Source organism: Nocardia miyunensis NBRC 108239 (genome assembly GCF_001613065.1).
Lineage (GTDB): Bacteria > Actinomycetota > Actinomycetes > Mycobacteriales > Mycobacteriaceae > Nocardia > Nocardia miyunensis.
On record NZ_BDBQ01000005.1, the window covers coordinates 21699 to 37712 of the forward strand.

At 67.3% G+C, this 16014-nt stretch carries 15 protein-coding genes; 7 read left to right on the forward strand and 8 right to left on the reverse strand.

Annotated features, from left to right (window positions below):
* Window positions 1-54: 54 nt before the first annotated feature.
* A complete protein-coding gene (locus tag NM2_RS03285; RefSeq protein WP_084530439.1) occupies window positions 55-2049 on the reverse strand; it encodes a galactan 5-O-arabinofuranosyltransferase in 1995 nt (664 codons plus the stop codon).
* A 621-nt stretch (window positions 2050-2670) separates the two neighbouring features.
* Here NM2_RS03285 and NM2_RS03295 point away from each other — a divergent pair.
* A complete protein-coding gene (locus NM2_RS03295; protein ID WP_067663814.1) occupies window positions 2671-2889 on the forward strand; it encodes a ribbon-helix-helix domain-containing protein in 219 nt (72 codons plus the stop codon).
* A complete protein-coding gene (locus NM2_RS03300) occupies window positions 2890-3237 on the forward strand; it encodes a type II toxin-antitoxin system PemK/MazF family toxin (protein WP_067663817.1) in 348 nt (115 codons plus the stop codon). It abuts the gene before it with no gap.
* 104 nt (window positions 3238-3341) lie between these two features.
* Here NM2_RS03300 and dprE2 read toward each other — a convergent pair whose 3' ends face one another.
* Complete coding sequence (gene dprE2, locus NM2_RS03305; RefSeq protein ID WP_067663820.1) at window positions 3342-4103, reverse strand: decaprenylphospho-beta-D-erythro-pentofuranosid-2-ulose 2-reductase; 762 nt, start codon at window positions 4101-4103, stop codon at window positions 3342-3344.
* Window positions 4100-5590: a decaprenylphosphoryl-beta-D-ribose oxidase gene (dprE1, locus tag NM2_RS03310; protein ID WP_084530440.1), complete on the reverse strand. Its 1491-nt coding sequence runs from the start codon at window positions 5588-5590 to the stop codon at window positions 4100-4102. The genes dprE2 and dprE1 overlap by 4 nt, the downstream gene beginning before the upstream one ends.
* A gap of 159 nt (window positions 5591-5749) precedes the next feature.
* On the opposite strand from dprE1, the gene NM2_RS03315 reads away from it, so the two are divergent.
* A complete protein-coding gene (locus NM2_RS03315) occupies window positions 5750-6232 on the forward strand; it encodes a GtrA family protein (protein WP_245717822.1) in 483 nt (160 codons plus the stop codon).
* Between the two features lie 146 nt (window positions 6233-6378).
* Here the strand turns inward: NM2_RS03315 and NM2_RS03320 are convergent, their stop codons facing one another.
* Together NM2_RS03320 and NM2_RS03325 are read right to left on the reverse strand one after the other, a co-directional pair.
* Complete coding sequence (locus NM2_RS03320) at window positions 6379-8595, reverse strand: molybdopterin-dependent oxidoreductase (RefSeq protein ID WP_067663823.1); 2217 nt, start codon at window positions 8593-8595, stop codon at window positions 6379-6381.
* A 130-nt stretch (window positions 8596-8725) separates the two neighbouring features.
* Window positions 8726-9223 (reverse strand): hypothetical protein, encoded by a 498-nt coding sequence (locus NM2_RS03325; protein WP_174575594.1) that lies wholly within the window; start codon window positions 9221-9223, stop codon window positions 8726-8728.
* Between the two features lie 350 nt (window positions 9224-9573).
* Between NM2_RS03325 and NM2_RS03330 the strand changes: the two genes are divergently transcribed.
* Window positions 9574-10128 (forward strand): DUF4282 domain-containing protein, encoded by a 555-nt coding sequence (locus tag NM2_RS03330; RefSeq protein WP_084530441.1) that lies wholly within the window; start codon window positions 9574-9576, stop codon window positions 10126-10128.
* A gap of 184 nt (window positions 10129-10312) precedes the next feature.
* Entirely contained in the window at window positions 10313-11191 is an 879-nt protein-coding gene (locus NM2_RS03335) for a helix-turn-helix domain-containing protein (RefSeq protein WP_067663825.1), read from the forward strand.
* 49 nt (window positions 11192-11240) lie between these two features.
* Here NM2_RS03335 and NM2_RS03340 read toward each other — a convergent pair whose 3' ends face one another.
* Complete coding sequence (locus tag NM2_RS03340) at window positions 11241-11642, reverse strand: MarR family winged helix-turn-helix transcriptional regulator (protein WP_067663827.1); 402 nt, start codon at window positions 11640-11642, stop codon at window positions 11241-11243.
* Between the two features lie 86 nt (window positions 11643-11728).
* On the opposite strand from NM2_RS03340, the gene NM2_RS03345 reads away from it, so the two are divergent.
* Window positions 11729-13204: an MFS transporter gene (locus NM2_RS03345; protein WP_067663830.1), complete on the forward strand. Its 1476-nt coding sequence runs from the start codon at window positions 11729-11731 to the stop codon at window positions 13202-13204.
* Window positions 13205-13270: 66 nt separating this feature from the next.
* On the opposite strand, the gene NM2_RS03350 is transcribed toward NM2_RS03345, so the two are convergent.
* Together NM2_RS03350 and rfbA are read right to left on the reverse strand one after the other, a co-directional pair.
* Window positions 13271-13831 carry a dTDP-4-dehydrorhamnose 3,5-epimerase family protein gene (locus NM2_RS03350; RefSeq protein WP_067663832.1) on the reverse strand — a complete coding sequence of 187 codons (561 nt, stop codon included), beginning with the start codon at window positions 13829-13831 and terminating at the stop codon, window positions 13271-13273.
* Between the two features lies 1 nt (window position 13832).
* Entirely contained in the window at window positions 13833-14732 is a 900-nt protein-coding gene (gene rfbA / locus NM2_RS03355) for a glucose-1-phosphate thymidylyltransferase RfbA (RefSeq protein ID WP_067663835.1), read from the reverse strand.
* Window positions 14733-14960: 228 nt separating this feature from the next.
* Between rfbA and NM2_RS03360 the strand changes: the two genes are divergently transcribed.
* Window positions 14961-15959: an alpha/beta hydrolase gene (locus NM2_RS03360; protein ID WP_067663838.1), complete on the forward strand. Its 999-nt coding sequence runs from the start codon at window positions 14961-14963 to the stop codon at window positions 15957-15959.
* Window positions 15960-16014 lie beyond the last annotated feature (55 nt).

Consider the following 16014-nt stretch of genomic DNA (forward strand, 5'->3'; position numbering starts at 1 on the left):
CCAGGGGCGGACGAGCCGCGCAAGAGCGCCACGATGCTCACCGCACGACGACGCTCACCGCACGACGACGAGGGTGAACGGCCCGATATCGGTGATCCGGAAATGCGGATCCGCGAACAACGTCTTCGGGAACGTCACGGAGTACCGCCGCACATTCGGATCGTTCGGATACACGTCCGAGGACAGGCGCAGGGTGTAACTGTCACCGCTGCTGCGGAACACGAAGGCATCCGGCGCGCGCCACGGGGAGTGCGCGAGCGCGTCGCGGAGTTCGGCCGGGGACCCCAGCTTGCTCCAGCGGGTGATCTCCGCGGCGCGGGCGGAGAAATCGGCGAGCGGATTGGCGTAGTGCGGCGTCAGCGCCTGGAAACCGTAGTACGGGTAGTAGGCCAGGAAGCTGGTGTCCGCGGTGAGGACCACGGTCTGATCCCGTCGCCGCCCGGTCTGGGCCAGCAGCGCGGCGTCGACGTCGTGATAGTGCGACACCGCCGAGGGGCTGCGCTGATCGGCGCGCACCCCGTCGCCGTCGGTATCGGTGTAGGCGGTGGTGATCTCGGTGTTCAGAATGCTCGGAATGTCCTGTGTGAAGGCGAGCGCGCCGACCACCCCGACCACGACGGTGACCGCGCGAAACCGCTTGGGCTCGTTGAGAGCTCGGTAGATCGCCCGGGACCCCTCCGCGAATCCGAAGACCCCGGCCGAGGCCAGCAGCGCCTGCAGGATGGGTTCGAGCCGGAATGCCAGCAGCGTCGTCCCGGCGGCCGTCGCCGTCATCGACAGCAGCGACCACAGATAGATCGCCACCACCGAGATGCCCAGTGCCTGCGCCCGCCGCGAACTCGCCGCCCGCAGCACCAGCCAGATCGTGCCGATCAGGCACAGCACACCGAGCAGGGAGAATTGGAACATCGGAAATGCGAGCTGCGAGCCGGCCTCGGGCAGATAGTGCAGCGCCGCGTTGGATCCGGGCCCGCTCAGCGATTTCGCCAGGTAGGGCCCGTAGGTGACCAGGCCGAGCGCCCCGGAGATGATGCCGATCACGACGAGCCGCAACAGAATCGGCCGGAGCGCGCGCAGCCACCACAGGCTCGCTCGATCGGAGTCCCGGCCCCGCTGTGCTATCGCCGCGATCCACGCGAACAGCGCCATCAGGCATACCGCGAATACCGCCATGGCGAAGAACAACGTGTAGAACATGGCCGAGACGCCCAGGAAGATCCCGGTGCCGGTGACCGCGCCCCAGCCACCCGCTGTCGCGGCGGCCGCGTCCTGGCCCGAGGTCCGAGGCCGGTGCAGCGCGCCCCACGCCAGCACCATCGCCGGTGCGAACAACACCACCAGAGCCGCGCTGTACGCCTCCGGCGAGGCGTAGGCCACCATCACCGCCGTGGTGGCGGCCGCGACCCCGATCGCCCAGTCCGCGCGAATCAGCTTGGACCACAACACCAATGCCAGCACCGAGGCCACCGCCAAGGAGACGATCGCCCACGGCTTGAACGCCTCCCACCCCGGCATCCCGAGCAGACTCGCCACCCGTCCACCGAGCCAGAACCAGCCGGCCGAGTAATAGGGCGGCAGATCCACATAGGTCATATCGTGCAGTGCCGCCGAATCGGTCAGTCGCGTCAGATATTCGGTCCGGAACTCCTGATCGACCGAGATTCCGAACAGATACAACTTGGTAGCCGCCAGCGGCATACCCAACGTCACCGTGACGAACGCCGAAATCCCCGCCCACGACAGCACTTTCGCCACCCACGGCCAGCGCCGCGCGCGAATCAGCGTCACCGCCGCGATGAGCAGCACCGCGGCCCCCACCTGCCCGACGGTGGTGATCGCCCGAGTCACATTGGACGCGTTGAACGCGGGCCAGTGCACCGACGAGAACGCCTCGAGCCCGACGACGGCCACGACAACGGCGACAACGGCCGCAAGCACGCCGTCCCCGGCGGCTCCGCCGATCCGCCGCACCAGCACCGCGAACCGCCCCGGTCCACGTCCCGGCGAACTGTTCGCCACTGTCGTGCTGTCGGCCACTGCCGTGCTCATCACAGACCTCCCGCCGCGATCCCGGCCACCGAACTCGGTCCCTCGCCGCGTTGCCGAACAATCCTGGACCGGTCCGGTGTGCGCGAAAGCCACTGCGCTGCAACCGATATCGCGTTGCTGCCCGGCCGTCGCAGAATCCGGCCCCGATCGAGTGTGAGCCTCGACGGATGATATTCGCGTGCGACCGTATGCGCCGCCGTCGTCGGGGCCGACGTTGCGTCGTGGTCCCCATCGGTGACGATCGCGTTGAACACTTCCGTGGCTGAGGTATCGGGCCGGTTGGCCGCGTAGAGCTGGACCAACTCGGAATCCAGACCGCACCGCAGCGAGCTGATCCGGCCGAGTGTGTCTTGCAGTGGATATTCGAAGCGTCCCGCGAGGGAATCCGCGCCGAATCGTCGCGCGGGTGAGCCGCATACCGGGAACTGCCCGATCCTGTGCACTGTGCCTCCGGATAAGTCTTCTCGCCACGCTCCCCGAGCGTCCGTCGCCGCGCGTCAGCCTAGCCACTCGTCACCGCGACGGCAGACGAGGTCCGCTCGGTGTCGGTTGGGTTTCAATGCCACCTGCGGAGTGTCTCCTGGTAGCATCAGTTTTCCTACTCGAAGTAGCATTGGGGGTGTGAAGTTGAGTGTCAGTCTCTCGGAGCAGGATGTTGCGCTGCTCGACGAGATCGTGCGAGAGCGAGGTCTGCCCTCGCGGTCGGCGGCGGTGCAGGAGGCATTGCAGCTACTCAGGCAGGCCGGCCTCGCCGACGCGTATGCGGACGCGTGGTCGGAGTGGGAGTCCTCCGGCGACGCGGAGCTGTGGGGTGACACGTCCGGTGATGGGCTCGGGTGAATGCGGCGGGGTGAGATCCGGCTGGTCGACCTGGATCCGGTGCGTGGTGCGGAGTCGAACAAACGTCGTCCGGCGGTGATCGTCAGCAACGACCGTGCCAACGAGACCGCCGAACGACTGGGCCGGGGTGTGATCACCGTCGCTCCGGTGACGAGCAATACCGGACGTGTCTATCCGTTCCAGGTCTTCCTGAGCAGTGAATTACCCGGTGTCCGCGTGGATTCCAAGGTCCAGGCCGAACAGGTTCGCTCAGTGTCCGTCGAACGGCTCGGTCCCGCGCTGGGGCAGTTGCCGGGAGAGGTGATGGCGGAGATCGATCGGGCATTGCGCCTACATCTAGATCTTTGACCGCACTTGGTGGAATCGGTTGCGGTGCAGCGCTTTCGGTTCCGGGTCAGCGCCGGGGGCCACAAAATCCCGGGGGGCCGTGGTGGCCCCCGGGACGAGCGATGCTAGATCGGCAGGCGGCGGAAGATCGGGCGCGGGATGTGGCGCAGGATCATCATGACGAAGCGGAACTGGTTGGGGGCCCAGACCAGTTCGCGGCCCTTCTGGGCGGACGAAACCGCAAGCGTCGCAATATCTTCCTTGTCGACGGTGAGCGGAGCCTCCTTGACGTGCGCGGAGAACCGGGTGCGCACCATGCCGGGGCGGATGACCGTCACGCGCGGGCCGTGCGGGCGCAGCGCCTCGCCCAGGCCCAGGTAGAACCCGTCCAGTCCGGCCTTGGTAGAGCCGTACACGAAGTTGGAGCGACGCACCCGCTCACCGGCGACCGAGGACATGACGATGATCCGCCCGAAGCCCTGCGCCTTCATCTTCTCGCCCAGCAGTACGCCGACCGACACCGAGGCGGTGTAGTTGACCTCGGCCACCCGAACGGCCTTGGCCTGGTTCTGCCAGAGTTCCTCGGGATCGCCGTCCAGGGCGAACGCGACGATGGCGACGTCCACATCGCCCGCACTCCACGCCGCGTCGATCACCTTGGGGTGCGAGCCGGTGTCCAGGGCGTCGAAGTCGACGACCTCGACCGCGGAGGCGCCCGCGGCCTCCATCTGCGCGACCGCGTCGCCGCGCAGCGGATCGTTCGGCAGCGCGGCCAGCACGATGCGCGCCGGGCCCTTCTTCAGGTACTCGGCGCAGATCGCCAGACCGATTTCCGAGGTGCCGCCCAGGAGCAGAATCGTCTGCGGGTTACCTACGGCGTTGATCACTGCAGCTCCAGCCTTCTCGCCATATCGGACATGAAAACGCCTGTGGGATCGACACTTCGGCGGATCTTGATCCACTCGTCGATCCGGGGATACATCTTGTGGAAGGCCTCCGCGGTGGTCCGGGAGTCCTTCGCGGTGTAGAGCCGGCCGCCGAATTCCATGACGCGGCGGTCCAGATCGCTGACCAGCTCGTTGAGGCCGGGCCGGATCGGGAAATCGCAGCAGATGTTCCAGCCCGGCATCGGGAAGCTCAGCGGAGCCGGGTTACCCGGGCCGAACAGCTTGAAAACGTTCAGCGCCGAAATGTGCCCGGACGCCTGGATATCGATGATGATCCGCTTGAACTCATCGACGGCCTCGGTCGGCACCACGAACTGGTACTGCAGGAATCCGGCCGGACCGTAGGCGCGATTCCACTCCGCGACCATGTCCAGCGGGTGATAGAACTGCGTCAGGTTCTGGATCTTGCCGGTGTAGTTGCCGCCCATCGCGTAGTACGCCTCGCCGACCGCACCCAGCGTGAGCCGGTTCGCGGTGAAGCTCGGGAAGATCGGCGGCACCGTGAGCAGTTGCGGCGCGTCGAATTTCAGCGGGTTCTTCTGCTTCTTCTTCGGCAGCTCGTCGACCGTCGCCAGGCGGCCGCGAGTGATGCAGGCCCGGCCGATCTTCGGCGCGGGGTTCATCACGTCGAACCACGCACTCGAGTACGTGTAGTTCGCCTCGCTGCCGTCGCTGTGCGCGGCGATGGTCTCCTCGAGCGTCGAGGTCTTGACGCCGTCGTTGATGAAATAGGCCGTCTCGGTCGGCACCATCTCGATGCTCGCGCGCAGGATGATGCCGGTCAGCCCGTTGCCGCCGACCGTCGCCCAGAACAACTTGGCATTGCGCTTGGGCGTGACGTGCTGCACCTGGCCGTCGGCGGTGAGCAGCTCGATCGAGCGAACCCAATTGCCGAAGCTGCCCTCGCTGTGGTGGTTCTTGCCGTGGATGTCGGAGGCGATCGCGCCGCCGATGGTGACCTGCCGGGTTCCCGGCAGCACCGGAACCCACAGCCCGAACGGCAGGGCCGCCTTCATCAGCTGGTCCAGGCTGACGCCGCCGTCGACGTCGACCATGCGGGTGTCGCGGTCGATGCGGTGGATGCGGTTCATCGGGGTCATGTCGACGACCAGTCCGCCCGCATTCTGCGCGTGGTCGCCGTAGGACCGGCCCAGCCCGCGGGCGATGACGCCGCGGCGCAGGTGCGCGGGCTTGGACTCGTTGTCCTCGGCGACCATGGCGACGGCCTGGGCGATCACTTCCGGATCACCGGTCGAGAGCACTTCGGAGGTGGTTGGCGAGGTGCGACCCCACCCGGTCAACCGACGGGTGTGCGTGGCGAGTGCCGGGGATTCCTGCGACCCTGCGCTGCCGTGCCGCGGTTCGCCGCCCTCACTGGCGGCCGGATCCGCGGCTGTCGAGGTCTGAGCTTTGGTGGACATCGGCATAGAGGCTACAGGTATCGCCGAACAATGGATCGGGTGTCACCGGAGCGTTCCCAGGATGCAACGTCGCTGGCAGTGTGCTGGATGGTCGCTGCACCGGCCGACCCGGCCCGGGCTGCTACGGGGCGTCCGGCGTCGGGCCCGGCCCGCTACGCTCGTGCCGTGACCGCGGAACCTCATCTTCCTCTGCCGCCCGAATTGCCTCTGGTCGACGAGCCCGGCGGTACGGATGTCGATCTGATGACGCAGATCATCCGGTTCATTCTGACCGGTGTGTTGTCGGCGGTCGTGGATTTCGGCCTCTACATCCTGCTGTGGAAGGGCGTGGGCTTCGACCGCGACATCGCCAAGGCGTGCAGTTTCATCGTCGGCACCACGACGGCGTACCTGATCAACCGCCGCTGGACGTTCAAGGCCGAACCCAGCCGCGCCCGGTTCATCGCGGTGGTCGTGCTCTACGCGATCACCTTCGCCGCGCAGGTCGGCATCAACGCGCTGCTCAATACGATTCTGCCCGCGATGAAGCTGCACGTCCTGGGCCATCCCGTGACGCTCGCGGTCCTGGTGGCCTTCGTCATCGCCCAGGGCATCGCCACGGTGATCAACTTCGTCGTGCAGCGGCTGGTCATCTTCAAGATGCACTGAATCGCGACGCACCGAGACCGGCCCCCGCGCCGACTCGGTAGCTGCGGATTACCCGGACAGGCCGAAATCCGCGATCGGGGTGGTCCCGTTGTGCGGGACCATCTCCCGGGTGATCGATGGAATACGGACGATCCGGATTACGGCGATCAGGCCGGGACGACGGTTACCGGAACGCCGTTGAAGACCGCGTTGCCGGAGGGAACGTCGACCAGTGAGTCGTCGGTGAGGGTGTTGGCATTGACCCCGGGATGTGTGCGGGCGATGGCTTGGGTGTCGTTCGCCTCGTGACCCCAGCCGTGCGGAAGGCTGACCACGCCGGGCATGATCTCCTCGGTCGGTTCGAGCGGAACCGTGAGCGCGCCCGCCGCGGATTTCACCACCGCACGGTCGGTCAGGCCGAGGCGTTCGACGTCGTCGGGGTGGATGTGCAGGGTGCAGGTATTGGATCCGCCGACCAGGGTGGGGATGTTGTGCATCCAGCTGTTGTTGGAGCGCAGCTGGCGGCGGCCGATCAGCAGCAGTCCGGGTGCGGCGTCGGTGTGGCGCTCGCGCAGCCGGGACAGATCCTCCAGCAGCGGTGGCGGCGCGAGATCCACGCGGCGCGAGGCGGTGCGCAGCACTCCGGGCAGGCGCGGGCGCAGCGGGCCCAGATCGATTCCGTGCGGATTGTCCAGCAGCACTTGCAGATTCAGGTCGTTGCGGACGGCGGCGTCATCGTCCGACGCGGCGGAGTTCCACTCACCGTAGGGACCCAGGCGCAGCATCATATCGATGCGCTGTTCGGTGCTGTTCTCCCCGAGCAGTTCCGCGCGACGCTCCAGCAGTCCGGCCTTGTGCAGCGTTCCGGCGATGACCAACTCGTCGACGGCGGTGACCGGATCATGGCTCGGTTCGGGCTGCTGCCCGGAAACCGCGATGGCCAGCCGGGCGAGGATCTCGGCCTCCGAGACGGCATCGCCGAGCGGAACCAGCGGCCGCGAGTAGCGCGCGTAGTTGCGCACCGCGAATTGCAGCAGCGCGAAATCGTAATGCGGCGACTGGACGGTGCGCGGCGGCGGCAGGATCACATCGGCGTGCCGGGTGGTCTCGTTGAGGTATCGATCCACGCTCACCATGAACTCGAGTTCGGCCAGGGCCGCGCCGAGCCTGGGCCCGCCGGGCGCGGACAGCACCGGATTCCCGGCGACGGTGATCAGCGCCCGGATCTGCCCCTCGCCCGGTGTGCGGATCTCCTCGGCGAGTGTGGCGATCGGGAATTCGCCCATGGTTTCGGGCAATTCGCGCACGCGGGTGGACCAGCGGCCGAGCCGGAACGGGCGGGTGCGCGCGATGCCGAGTGTGGCGGCGGTGGCGAACATCGCCCCGCCCGGACGATCCAGATTGCCGGTGAGCACGTTGATCACGTCCACCAGCCATTGCGTCAACGTGCCGAATTCGGACGTGCACGTGCCGATTCGGGCGTAGACCGCGGCGCTGGGCGCGGCGGCGAGTTCCCGCGCCAGCCGGATCACGGTGCCGGCGGGGATGCCGGTGCGTTCGGCGACCACGTCGGGGGTGAAATCGCTCGCGGCCGAGCGCACCTCCGCCAGGCCGTCCACCGGAACCCGGATCTCGGTGAGGTTCTCCGCGAAGAGCGTGTGCACGATCCCGAACAGCAGATAGGCATCGGTGCCCGGACGGATGAACAGATGTTCGTCGGCGAGTTTCGCGGTGCGGGTGCGTCGCGGATCCACCACCACGAGCCGACCGCCGCGCCCCCGCAGCGCCTTCAAGCGTCCCGGGTAATCCGGTGCGGTGCACAGTGACCCGTTGGACTCCAAGGGATTCGCGCCGAGCATCAGCAGGTGATCGGTGCGGTCCAGATCCGGTACCGCCACGGTCAGCGGATCGCCGAACATGAGACCGCTGGCGACCTGTTTGGGCATCTGGTCGGCGGTACTGGCCGAATACAGATTGCGAGTGCTCAACGCGCGTATCAACACCGGGACGTACAGCGCCCCGGCGACGGTGTGCGCGTTGGGATTGCCCAGGTACAGGGCCGCGGCCGAGCGGCCGAACTCCTGGACCAGCGCCGGAATCCGCTCCGTGATGAGGTCGAACGCCTCCTGCCACGAGGCGGTGCGCCAGCTGTCGTCGGCGCGATCACGGATCATCGGCTGGGTGAGGCGGTCGGGATCGGCGTCCAGATGTCCCAGACTCGCACCCTTCGGGCACAGGAATCCCCGGCTGAACGGATCCTGGCGATCCCCGCGCACTCCGACGACCCGATCCTGCGCGTCGAGGGTGAGTTCGAGTCCGCACACCGCCTCGCACAGCGGGCAGGTGCGCAGCAGGGTGCGATGAGCATCGGTGACATCCGTCATATCCCCATCATCACCCGCCCGGCCGGCCGCCGGTATGTAAACGGTCATACGCGACACAAAACCGCGAGTACCGGGTGGTACTCGCGGTTTTGTTGTCGAAAATTCAGCGTTGTCGAAACTTCGGCCAGGCTCAGCTGGCGATGCGGGCCAACTGCGGCTTGCGACGGCCTGCGGCGGCCGAACGGACGGCCGCGCCCAGCGCGACCACCGGCGGGATCCAGCGAGCCTCGTTCGGGGCGACACCCCAGCAGGCATCGCCGGTCGAGAGCTGGGTCGGCGGCAGCGGGATCCCCGCGCCGTCGGTGTGGACGATCGCGCCCGCCCGGCGCAACGCCTCGATGGCCATGGCGGCCTTGGCAACGCCCGTGACCAGGTGGATCTCGCGACGCTCGGCCCCCGGGATCTCGATGACCGGGCCCGTCAGGTCGTTGGCTCGCAAGAACCTGCGCACGGCCGCGGCGAGTTCGCCGGTGACCTCGATGCCCGATACATCCTCGTCGGTGATCAGGCAGATGCCGTTGGCCGTTTCGGCGACCGTCCAGCCGCGCTGGATGTAGTCCTGCGCGCTAGCGGCCAGCGTGGCCGCCGTGACGGAAGTCGGAAACGTCGTACGCACTGTCTTCTCCATTCCCCGGGTAGATCTGGGTCCTGCTTCGATGTTTATTGGTCTTGCTGTTGTCACTGGCTGGTCACGAGTCATATCGGGCCCCAGCATCCGTTGTGTTACAGATCCTCGAAACTTTTTCGGCAGCCGTAGAATTCATCACAAAACCGGCGGTCTGATTCAGAACCGCTATCAACTTCGCGGTGTCGCCCTCGGCTGTCATGGCTCCTACCTTCGCGCCGCTGTCTGTGAATCCCTGAGGTGCTGCCTGTGAATCAAATCCGTTGGGACTGGCAGATTCCCAACGGAATCCTTAACGTTCGCTGGGAGCGGTCGCATTGCCGCAGGGTGCGGGTGGGTAGAGGATCACGGATATGACCGATGACACGGGTGAACCCGTGACCGCGGATCCGGATGGGGAGTACCTCGCCTGGCGCGAATCCGTGTCCCGGCGGCTGCCGCTGCGCTCGCGCGGCGCGGGTGAGGAGCCGCGCGCGGAGCCCTTCCGCAGCCCGGGCGCGTTCCGCGAGTGGTGCGGATCCGCCGCGCGGGCCCTGCTCGACGTGCAGTTCGCCCGGCCCGCGACCCGCACCCTGCTGCCGCTGGCCTACATCCTGGGCCTGGCCTTCGCTCTCGCGGTGCCGATCGTGCTGACGGTGCTGCTGTGGCAGTTCTCACTACCGCTGGGGATCGCATTTCTGGTGGTGGTCGCGGCGCCGCTGGGACTCACCATCGCGGCGGTGGTGCGGCTGGCGCTGGAGTTCCTGGTGAACGCCGCGCGCCTGGCCGGACGCGTCGAGCACATCACCGATCTGGCGGACGACCTGTTCCAGGCGCTCTCGGATGTGGCCGAACCGGTCAACCAGCTGTCCGAGGATGTGCGAGCGGTGCAGTTCTGGCGGTTCCGCAGGCGGTCGGATCGAAAATAATCCTGATTGGCCCACCTGTGCGGTTGGCGTGAATGCGCCACAACCCGATCGGGAGATCGTTTTGTTGTGCGACAATCCGAACTCGGGTCCGGGAAGCCGAATCCGGTACCGCATAAGGGTTTTTGCCGTTCGGTGTGCCGCGCTGGGCGAGTACGATCGACGCACGGGACACAGGGGGAAGTACATGGGCCTACCGCACGGCATCACCGGTTCGACGATGCCCCGACGTCAGCTGGGCCGACGGCTCCGCGATCTGCGCAATCGAGCCCGTCTGACCACGCGAGTGGCGGCGCAGCGCCTGGAATGGTCCGAGGCCAAGATCTGGCGCATCGAAACCGGGCAGACCTCGTTGCGCGGCTTGGACGTCGAGGCCATGTGCAAGATCTACGGCGCGGCCCCGGAGGCGGCCGAACCACTCATCGCGCTGGCCCGCGAGACCAAGGCGCGCGGCTGGTGGACCGAGTACAGCGATGTGATCCCCGAGGGTTTCGAGGTGTACCTGGGTCTCGAGGAGGCCGCCACACACCTGGCCACCTACGAGAACGAGCTGGTCCCCGGCCTGCTGCAGACCCCGGACTATGCCCGCGCGTTGCTGACCGGCGCACGCCCGAACATCTCGGCCACCGAGGCCGATCGGCGGGTGGCGGTGCGCGTCGCGCGTCAGTCGGTGCTCACCCGTAGCTCCAAACCCCTTCGGCTGGAGGCGATGATCACCGAGGCGTTGCTGTGGCACCGCGTCGGGGGTGTCGGCGTGATGGCCGCCCAGCTCGACCACCTGCGCCGCCTGTGCGAGTTACCCAATATCGAGATCCGGGTCGTGCCAACCGATTCCGGCTATCACGAGGGTATGGAGTCGGGCCGCTTCAGCCTACTCGAATTCGACGACGCCCCAGGTGAATTGGCCGAACCTCCGGTCGTCTTCGTGCAGAACTACACCGGCGCGGCCTATTTCGACAAGGAACACGAGATCACTCGCTACCGTGAGGCTTTCGCCAGTATCCGCTCGGTCGCCATCGATGCCCGCCGGCCGCTCGAGCAGGCCCGCGCGGGCCTGGCCGCATAACCGCGGCAACTGATTTCGCACATCCGGCGGCACGCGCGAGGCGGGTAGCTCAGAGCGTTTGCCCGAGGATTTCTCGGTGGGTGCGGGCCGAGTCGGCGTGGACGGCGCGGCCCTTGTCGGTGAGGCAGACGAAGATGGCGCGGCGGTCGTCGCTGCACATGCTGCGGCTCACCAGGCCGTCACGTTCGAGGCGGGCGACCGCGCGGGACAGGGCGCTCTGACTCAGGTAGATGTCGGCGGCCAGATCGCTCATCCGGTACGTCTCACAGGCGGCGTCGACCAGGCGGTCGAGCGTTTCGAACTCACTCAGGCCGATGCGGTGCCGGTGCTGCAACTCCTTCTCCAGAGCGCAGGACACCGTCGCGTGCTTGTCCAGGAGTTCGCGCCATTGCGCCACCAGCTCGGTGGATGCCGCCGCTCGGGGCGCTGACGCTGTCGACGCCTTCGTCATGCCGTCATCCTAGTGTGCCGGACCGAACAATGCAAACGCATTAAATGCTTGCACATTTAATGCACACGCAAGTAATGTTCCGGGTCATGACTTCCACGGCAACGTTCTCGGCAAGCTCGACTGCCGATACTCAGTGGTCGGCGCGCCTGTGGGGCATGCTGATCACGCTGTGCATCGTGCTGTTCCTCGACGGACTCGACGTTTCGATGATCGGTGTCGCCCTGCCGTCCATCGGTAAAGATCTGCATCTGGGCACCTCTACCCTGCAATGGCTGGTCAGCGGCTACGTGCTGGGTTACGGCGGGTTGCTGCTGCTCGGCGGGCGCACCGCCGACCTGCTCGGCCGCCGCCGCGTCTTCCTGATCGCGCTGGGCGTGTTCGCCCTCGCCTCACTCGCGGGCGGGCTGGTCAGCTCGGCCGCACTGCTGATCGCGACCCGGTTCATCAAGGGTCTGGCCGCGGCGTTCACCGCGCCGACCGGCCTGTCGATCATCACCACCAACTTCGCCGAGGGCCCGGCCCGCAACCGGGCGCTGTCCATCTACACCGTGTTCGGTGCGGGCGGCTACTCGATGGGCCTGGTGTTCGGCGGCCTGATGACCGGACTCGGCTGGCGCTGGACGTTCCTGCTGCCGGTGCCGATCGCCCTGGCCGCGCTGATCGCCGCGGCGATCCTGGTGCCCCGCGACACTCGCGCGCAGGAGGGCGGACACGATCTGCTCGGTGCGCTGCTGTCCACCGCGGGCATGCTGCTGCTGGTCTACACCGTGGTCTCCGCGCCGCAGGCCGGATGGGGTTCGGCGCGCACGGTCGGTTCGTTCGCGGCGGTGGCGGCGCTGTTCATCGGGTTCGTGGCGGTGGAGAAGCGGGTGCGGCATCCGCTGATCCGGCTCGGCATCCTGCGCCGCGCGACGCTGGTGCGGGCGAGTCTGGTCATCGTCGCGCTGGCCGGGTCCTACTTCAGCTGGCAGTTCATCGTGACGCTCTATATGCAGGACACGCTGCACTGGTCGCCGCTACAACTGGCCATGGCGCTGCTGCCCGTGGGCCTGCTGGTGGCGCTGTCCTCGGTGTTCTCCGACAAGCTGGTCGACCGGTTCGGCACCGGCCCGATCATCGCGGTCACCATGATCGCGATGAGCATCGGCTACCTGCTGTTCCTGCGGGTGAACACGCACCCGTCCTATCTGACGGTCATCCTGCCCGCGGTCCTGCTGGTCGGCATCGGCTGGATCGGCTTCCCGTCGATCAACATCCAGGCCACCGCCGGTATCGATGACGACGAACAGGGCTTGGCCGCCGGAGTGTTGCAGACCTCGATGCAGGTCGGCGCGGCGATCGTCCTGGCGATCAACACCGCGATCATCGCCTCCGGGGCGCACGGCGACGCCTCGCCCGCCGCCGTCCTGAGCGGCTACCGTCCCGGCCTGATCTTCGTCGGCGTGGTGGCGATCATCGGCGCACTGGTGGCGCTGACCCACTTCCTGCCCGCCCGCCGCGCGGCGGAGCCGGTCGATGACCTCGACGACGAGCCGGAACGGGAGGAACTCGCGGCGGCCTGAAAATCAGCCGGTAAGGTGAAACCCCTGGTGGACGAACATGATTCGGCCACCGGGGGTTTCACGCTGTCAGGCGCGCAACGTGCGAAGGCTCGGCGCCGCAGCGTCTTTCGGGGAGCGGACGTAGGTCAGCGGCTGTCCGTCGCGGCCGGTGGTGGGCCAGTCGATGGCGAGGTCCGGATCGAAAGCGTCTATGTCGCGGTCGAATTCGGGGGAGTACTCCAGGGAGCACAGGTAGGTGGCGGTGGAGCCGTCCGCGAGGGACAGCAGCGCGTGGCCGAGGCCGTCGGAGAGGTAGACCGAGCGGCGGTCGGTGTCATCGATCAGCACGGTGTCCCAGGTGCCGAAGGTGGGCGAGTCGGGGCGCAGGTCCACCACCACGTCCAGGAACGCGCCGCGCACGCAGGTCACGTATTTCGCCTGGCCGGGCGGGGTTTCGGTGTAGTGGATGCCGCGCAGCACACCGGCCGCGGACACCGAGGTGTTCACCTGCCGCAGATCGAACGGCCGCCCGACGGCCTTCTCGAACTCCGATGCCTTGAACGATTCGAGGAAGACCCCGCGATCGTCGGAGTGCAGCCTCGGCGTGAACTCCCAGGCGCCGGGTACGGACAACTCGCGAATCTGCATATCACCAATCCTGTTCGTATTCCGGCGGACTCGTCTCGCGCCCGCGGGCGGGCAGGCCTAGCAGATAATCGCCGTAGCCCGAGCGGATCAGCGGTGCGGCCAGCCGCGCCAGCTGCTCGTCGTCGATATAGCCCATCCGCCACGCGACCTCTTCCGGCGCACCGATTTTCAGGCCCTGGCGCTGCTCGATCGTACGAACGTAGTTGGCGGCGTCCAGCATCGAGTCGAAGGTTCCGGTGTCCAGCCAGGCGGTGCCGCGGGCCAGCACGTCCACCCGGAGTCTGCCCTGTTCCAGATAGATCCGGTTGATATCGCTGATCTCGTATTCGCCACGCGCGGAAGGCTGTAGCGCACGGGCGATCTCGACGACCTCGTTGTCGTAGAAGTACAGCCCCGGGACGGCGTAGCTCGAGCGCGGCTTCGCGGGCTTCTCCTCGATGGAAATCGCACGGCCGTCGGCGAATTCGACCACACCGTAACGGGTGGGATCGGACACCGAGTAGGCGAAGATCGCGCCGCCGTCGATCCGATGGAACCGCCGCAGCCGCGTGCCCAGGCCGGGCCCGTAGAAGATGTTGTCGCCCAGCACGAGTGCGGCCGGTTCGGTGCCGATGTGATCCGCGCCGAGCACGAACGCCCGCGCGAGCCCGTCCGGTTTCGGCTGCACGACGTAGCTGATCGAGATGCCGAACTGCGATCCGTCACCGAGCAGCCGAGCGAAGCTGGGAGCGTCCTCGGGCGTGGTGATGATCAGGATGTCCCGGATACCGGCCAGCATGAGGGTCGAGAGCGGGTAGTACACCATCGGTTTGTCGTAGACCGGGACCAGCTGCTTGCTCACACCGCGCGTGATCGGGTGCAGCCGTGTCCCGGTGCCACCGGCCAGGATGATTCCGCGCATGTCTCAGGAGTCTGCCAGCCACCGGGAGACAGGGCTCGATGAGGTTCCGAGTCGGCGACGAAACTGTCACGGGGGGTTACGCGGGACTCGATCCGGCCGATCCATATTCTGTGGACCACGTGCGGCGTGGTCCACAGAAATGGCACTGTGTGAGATGTCAGCGCCGACAACTCGCCGCCGGAACTCCGGTTGCTGGTCATGCGGCGCGCCGGAGTTAGGTGGTGCGTGATGGCGACCGTTCGAGTGCTGGAATCCGGACCGGGTGTCGTGGCGAATCCGGATGGGAGCAGTCTGACCTCCCGAATGTTGCTGCTCGCTTGCCGAGGCGTCGTCGGCCCCGTCGTGCGGCACTGCCCGGTCACCCCGCTGACCATGCCGCTCGCGCGCATGCTCGTCGACGGACTGGCCGCGCTGCGCCCGGGGCCGAGCGGTGTGGAACGAGAACAGGTGCGGCTCAACGGTTTCCGAATGGAGATCCTGCGTCCCGCCGGAGCTCGCAAGGCACTGCACGACGGCGCGGTCATGTACATGCACGGCGGCGGATTCTTCCTGTGCGGCCTGGACACGCATCGTCCGGTCGCGGCCGCGCTCGCCCGGCGCACGGGCCTGGCGGTGGTCAACGTCGAATACCGCCAGCTGCCGGGCGCGTCCATCCTCGATTCGGTCCAGGACTGCCTGACCGCGTATCGCTGGCTGCTGCGGCACGGGGCCGATCCGGCGCGGATCGTCTTCGCCGGTGACTCGGCCGGTGGGTATCTGAGTTTCGCGACCGCGTTGCGCGCGGTCGAGATCGGTCTGCCGACCCCGGCCGGGCTGGTGGGCCTGTCGCCGCTGCTGGATCTGGACTGCGCGGCGAAACAGGATTACATGAACGTCGACCGCGATCCCTACATTCCGCTGTGCGGACTCGAGCACGTGGTCGAATACGGCGCGAAGGTGGCGGGCCGGCTGGACCCGGCGCTCTCTCCGGTCAACGGCGCGCTGGCGAGTCTGCCCCCGGCGCTGCTGATCGTCGGCGAGGACGAATTACTGCGCTACGACTGCGAATTGATGGCCGATCGGCTCACCGCGGCCGGGGTGCCGAACTCCCTCGAGCTGTGGCGCGGTCAGGTGCACGCGTTCATGAGCATCCTGCCGAACATGCCCGAGAGCCGGTCGGTCCTGGGCCGGGTGGCGCGTTTCGTGCGGGCCCGGATCGAGGCGGAACCTTCCGAGCGCACCGCGTGAGAGTTCGCGTGCCGCCGCATTGTTCGCCACGAGGCAGCCGCACGACCTGAATGAG

Bases quoted from the DNA above. Each gene is read 5' to 3' on its own strand.
- NM2_RS03285 (WP_084530439.1), bottom strand. From the start codon at position 2,049: ATGAGCACGGCAGTGGCCGACAGCACGACAGTGGCGAACAGTTCGCCG.
- NM2_RS03300 (WP_067663817.1), top strand. From the start codon at position 2,890: ATGCGGCGGGGTGAGATCCGGCTGGTCGACCTGGATCCGGTGCGTGGT.
- dprE1 (WP_084530440.1), bottom strand. From the start codon at position 5,590: ATGCCGATGTCCACCAAAGCTCAGACCTCGACAGCCGCGGATCCGGCC.
- NM2_RS03320 (WP_067663823.1), bottom strand. From the start codon at position 8,595: ATGACGGATGTCACCGATGCTCATCGCACCCTGCTGCGCACCTGCCCG.
- NM2_RS03325 (WP_174575594.1), bottom strand. From the start codon at position 9,223: ATGGAGAAGACAGTGCGTACGACGTTTCCGACTTCCGTCACGGCGGCC.
- NM2_RS03330 (WP_084530441.1), top strand. From the start codon at position 9,574: ATGACCGATGACACGGGTGAACCCGTGACCGCGGATCCGGATGGGGAG.
- NM2_RS03335 (WP_067663825.1), top strand. From the start codon at position 10,313: ATGGGCCTACCGCACGGCATCACCGGTTCGACGATGCCCCGACGTCAG.
- NM2_RS03340 (WP_067663827.1), bottom strand. From the start codon at position 11,642: ATGACGAAGGCGTCGACAGCGTCAGCGCCCCGAGCGGCGGCATCCACC.
- NM2_RS03345 (WP_067663830.1), top strand. From the start codon at position 11,729: ATGACTTCCACGGCAACGTTCTCGGCAAGCTCGACTGCCGATACTCAG.
- NM2_RS03350 (WP_067663832.1), bottom strand. From the start codon at position 13,831: ATGCAGATTCGCGAGTTGTCCGTACCCGGCGCCTGGGAGTTCACGCCG.
- rfbA (WP_067663835.1), bottom strand. From the start codon at position 14,732: ATGCGCGGAATCATCCTGGCCGGTGGCACCGGGACACGGCTGCACCCG.
- NM2_RS03360 (WP_067663838.1), top strand. From the start codon at position 14,961: ATGGCGACCGTTCGAGTGCTGGAATCCGGACCGGGTGTCGTGGCGAAT.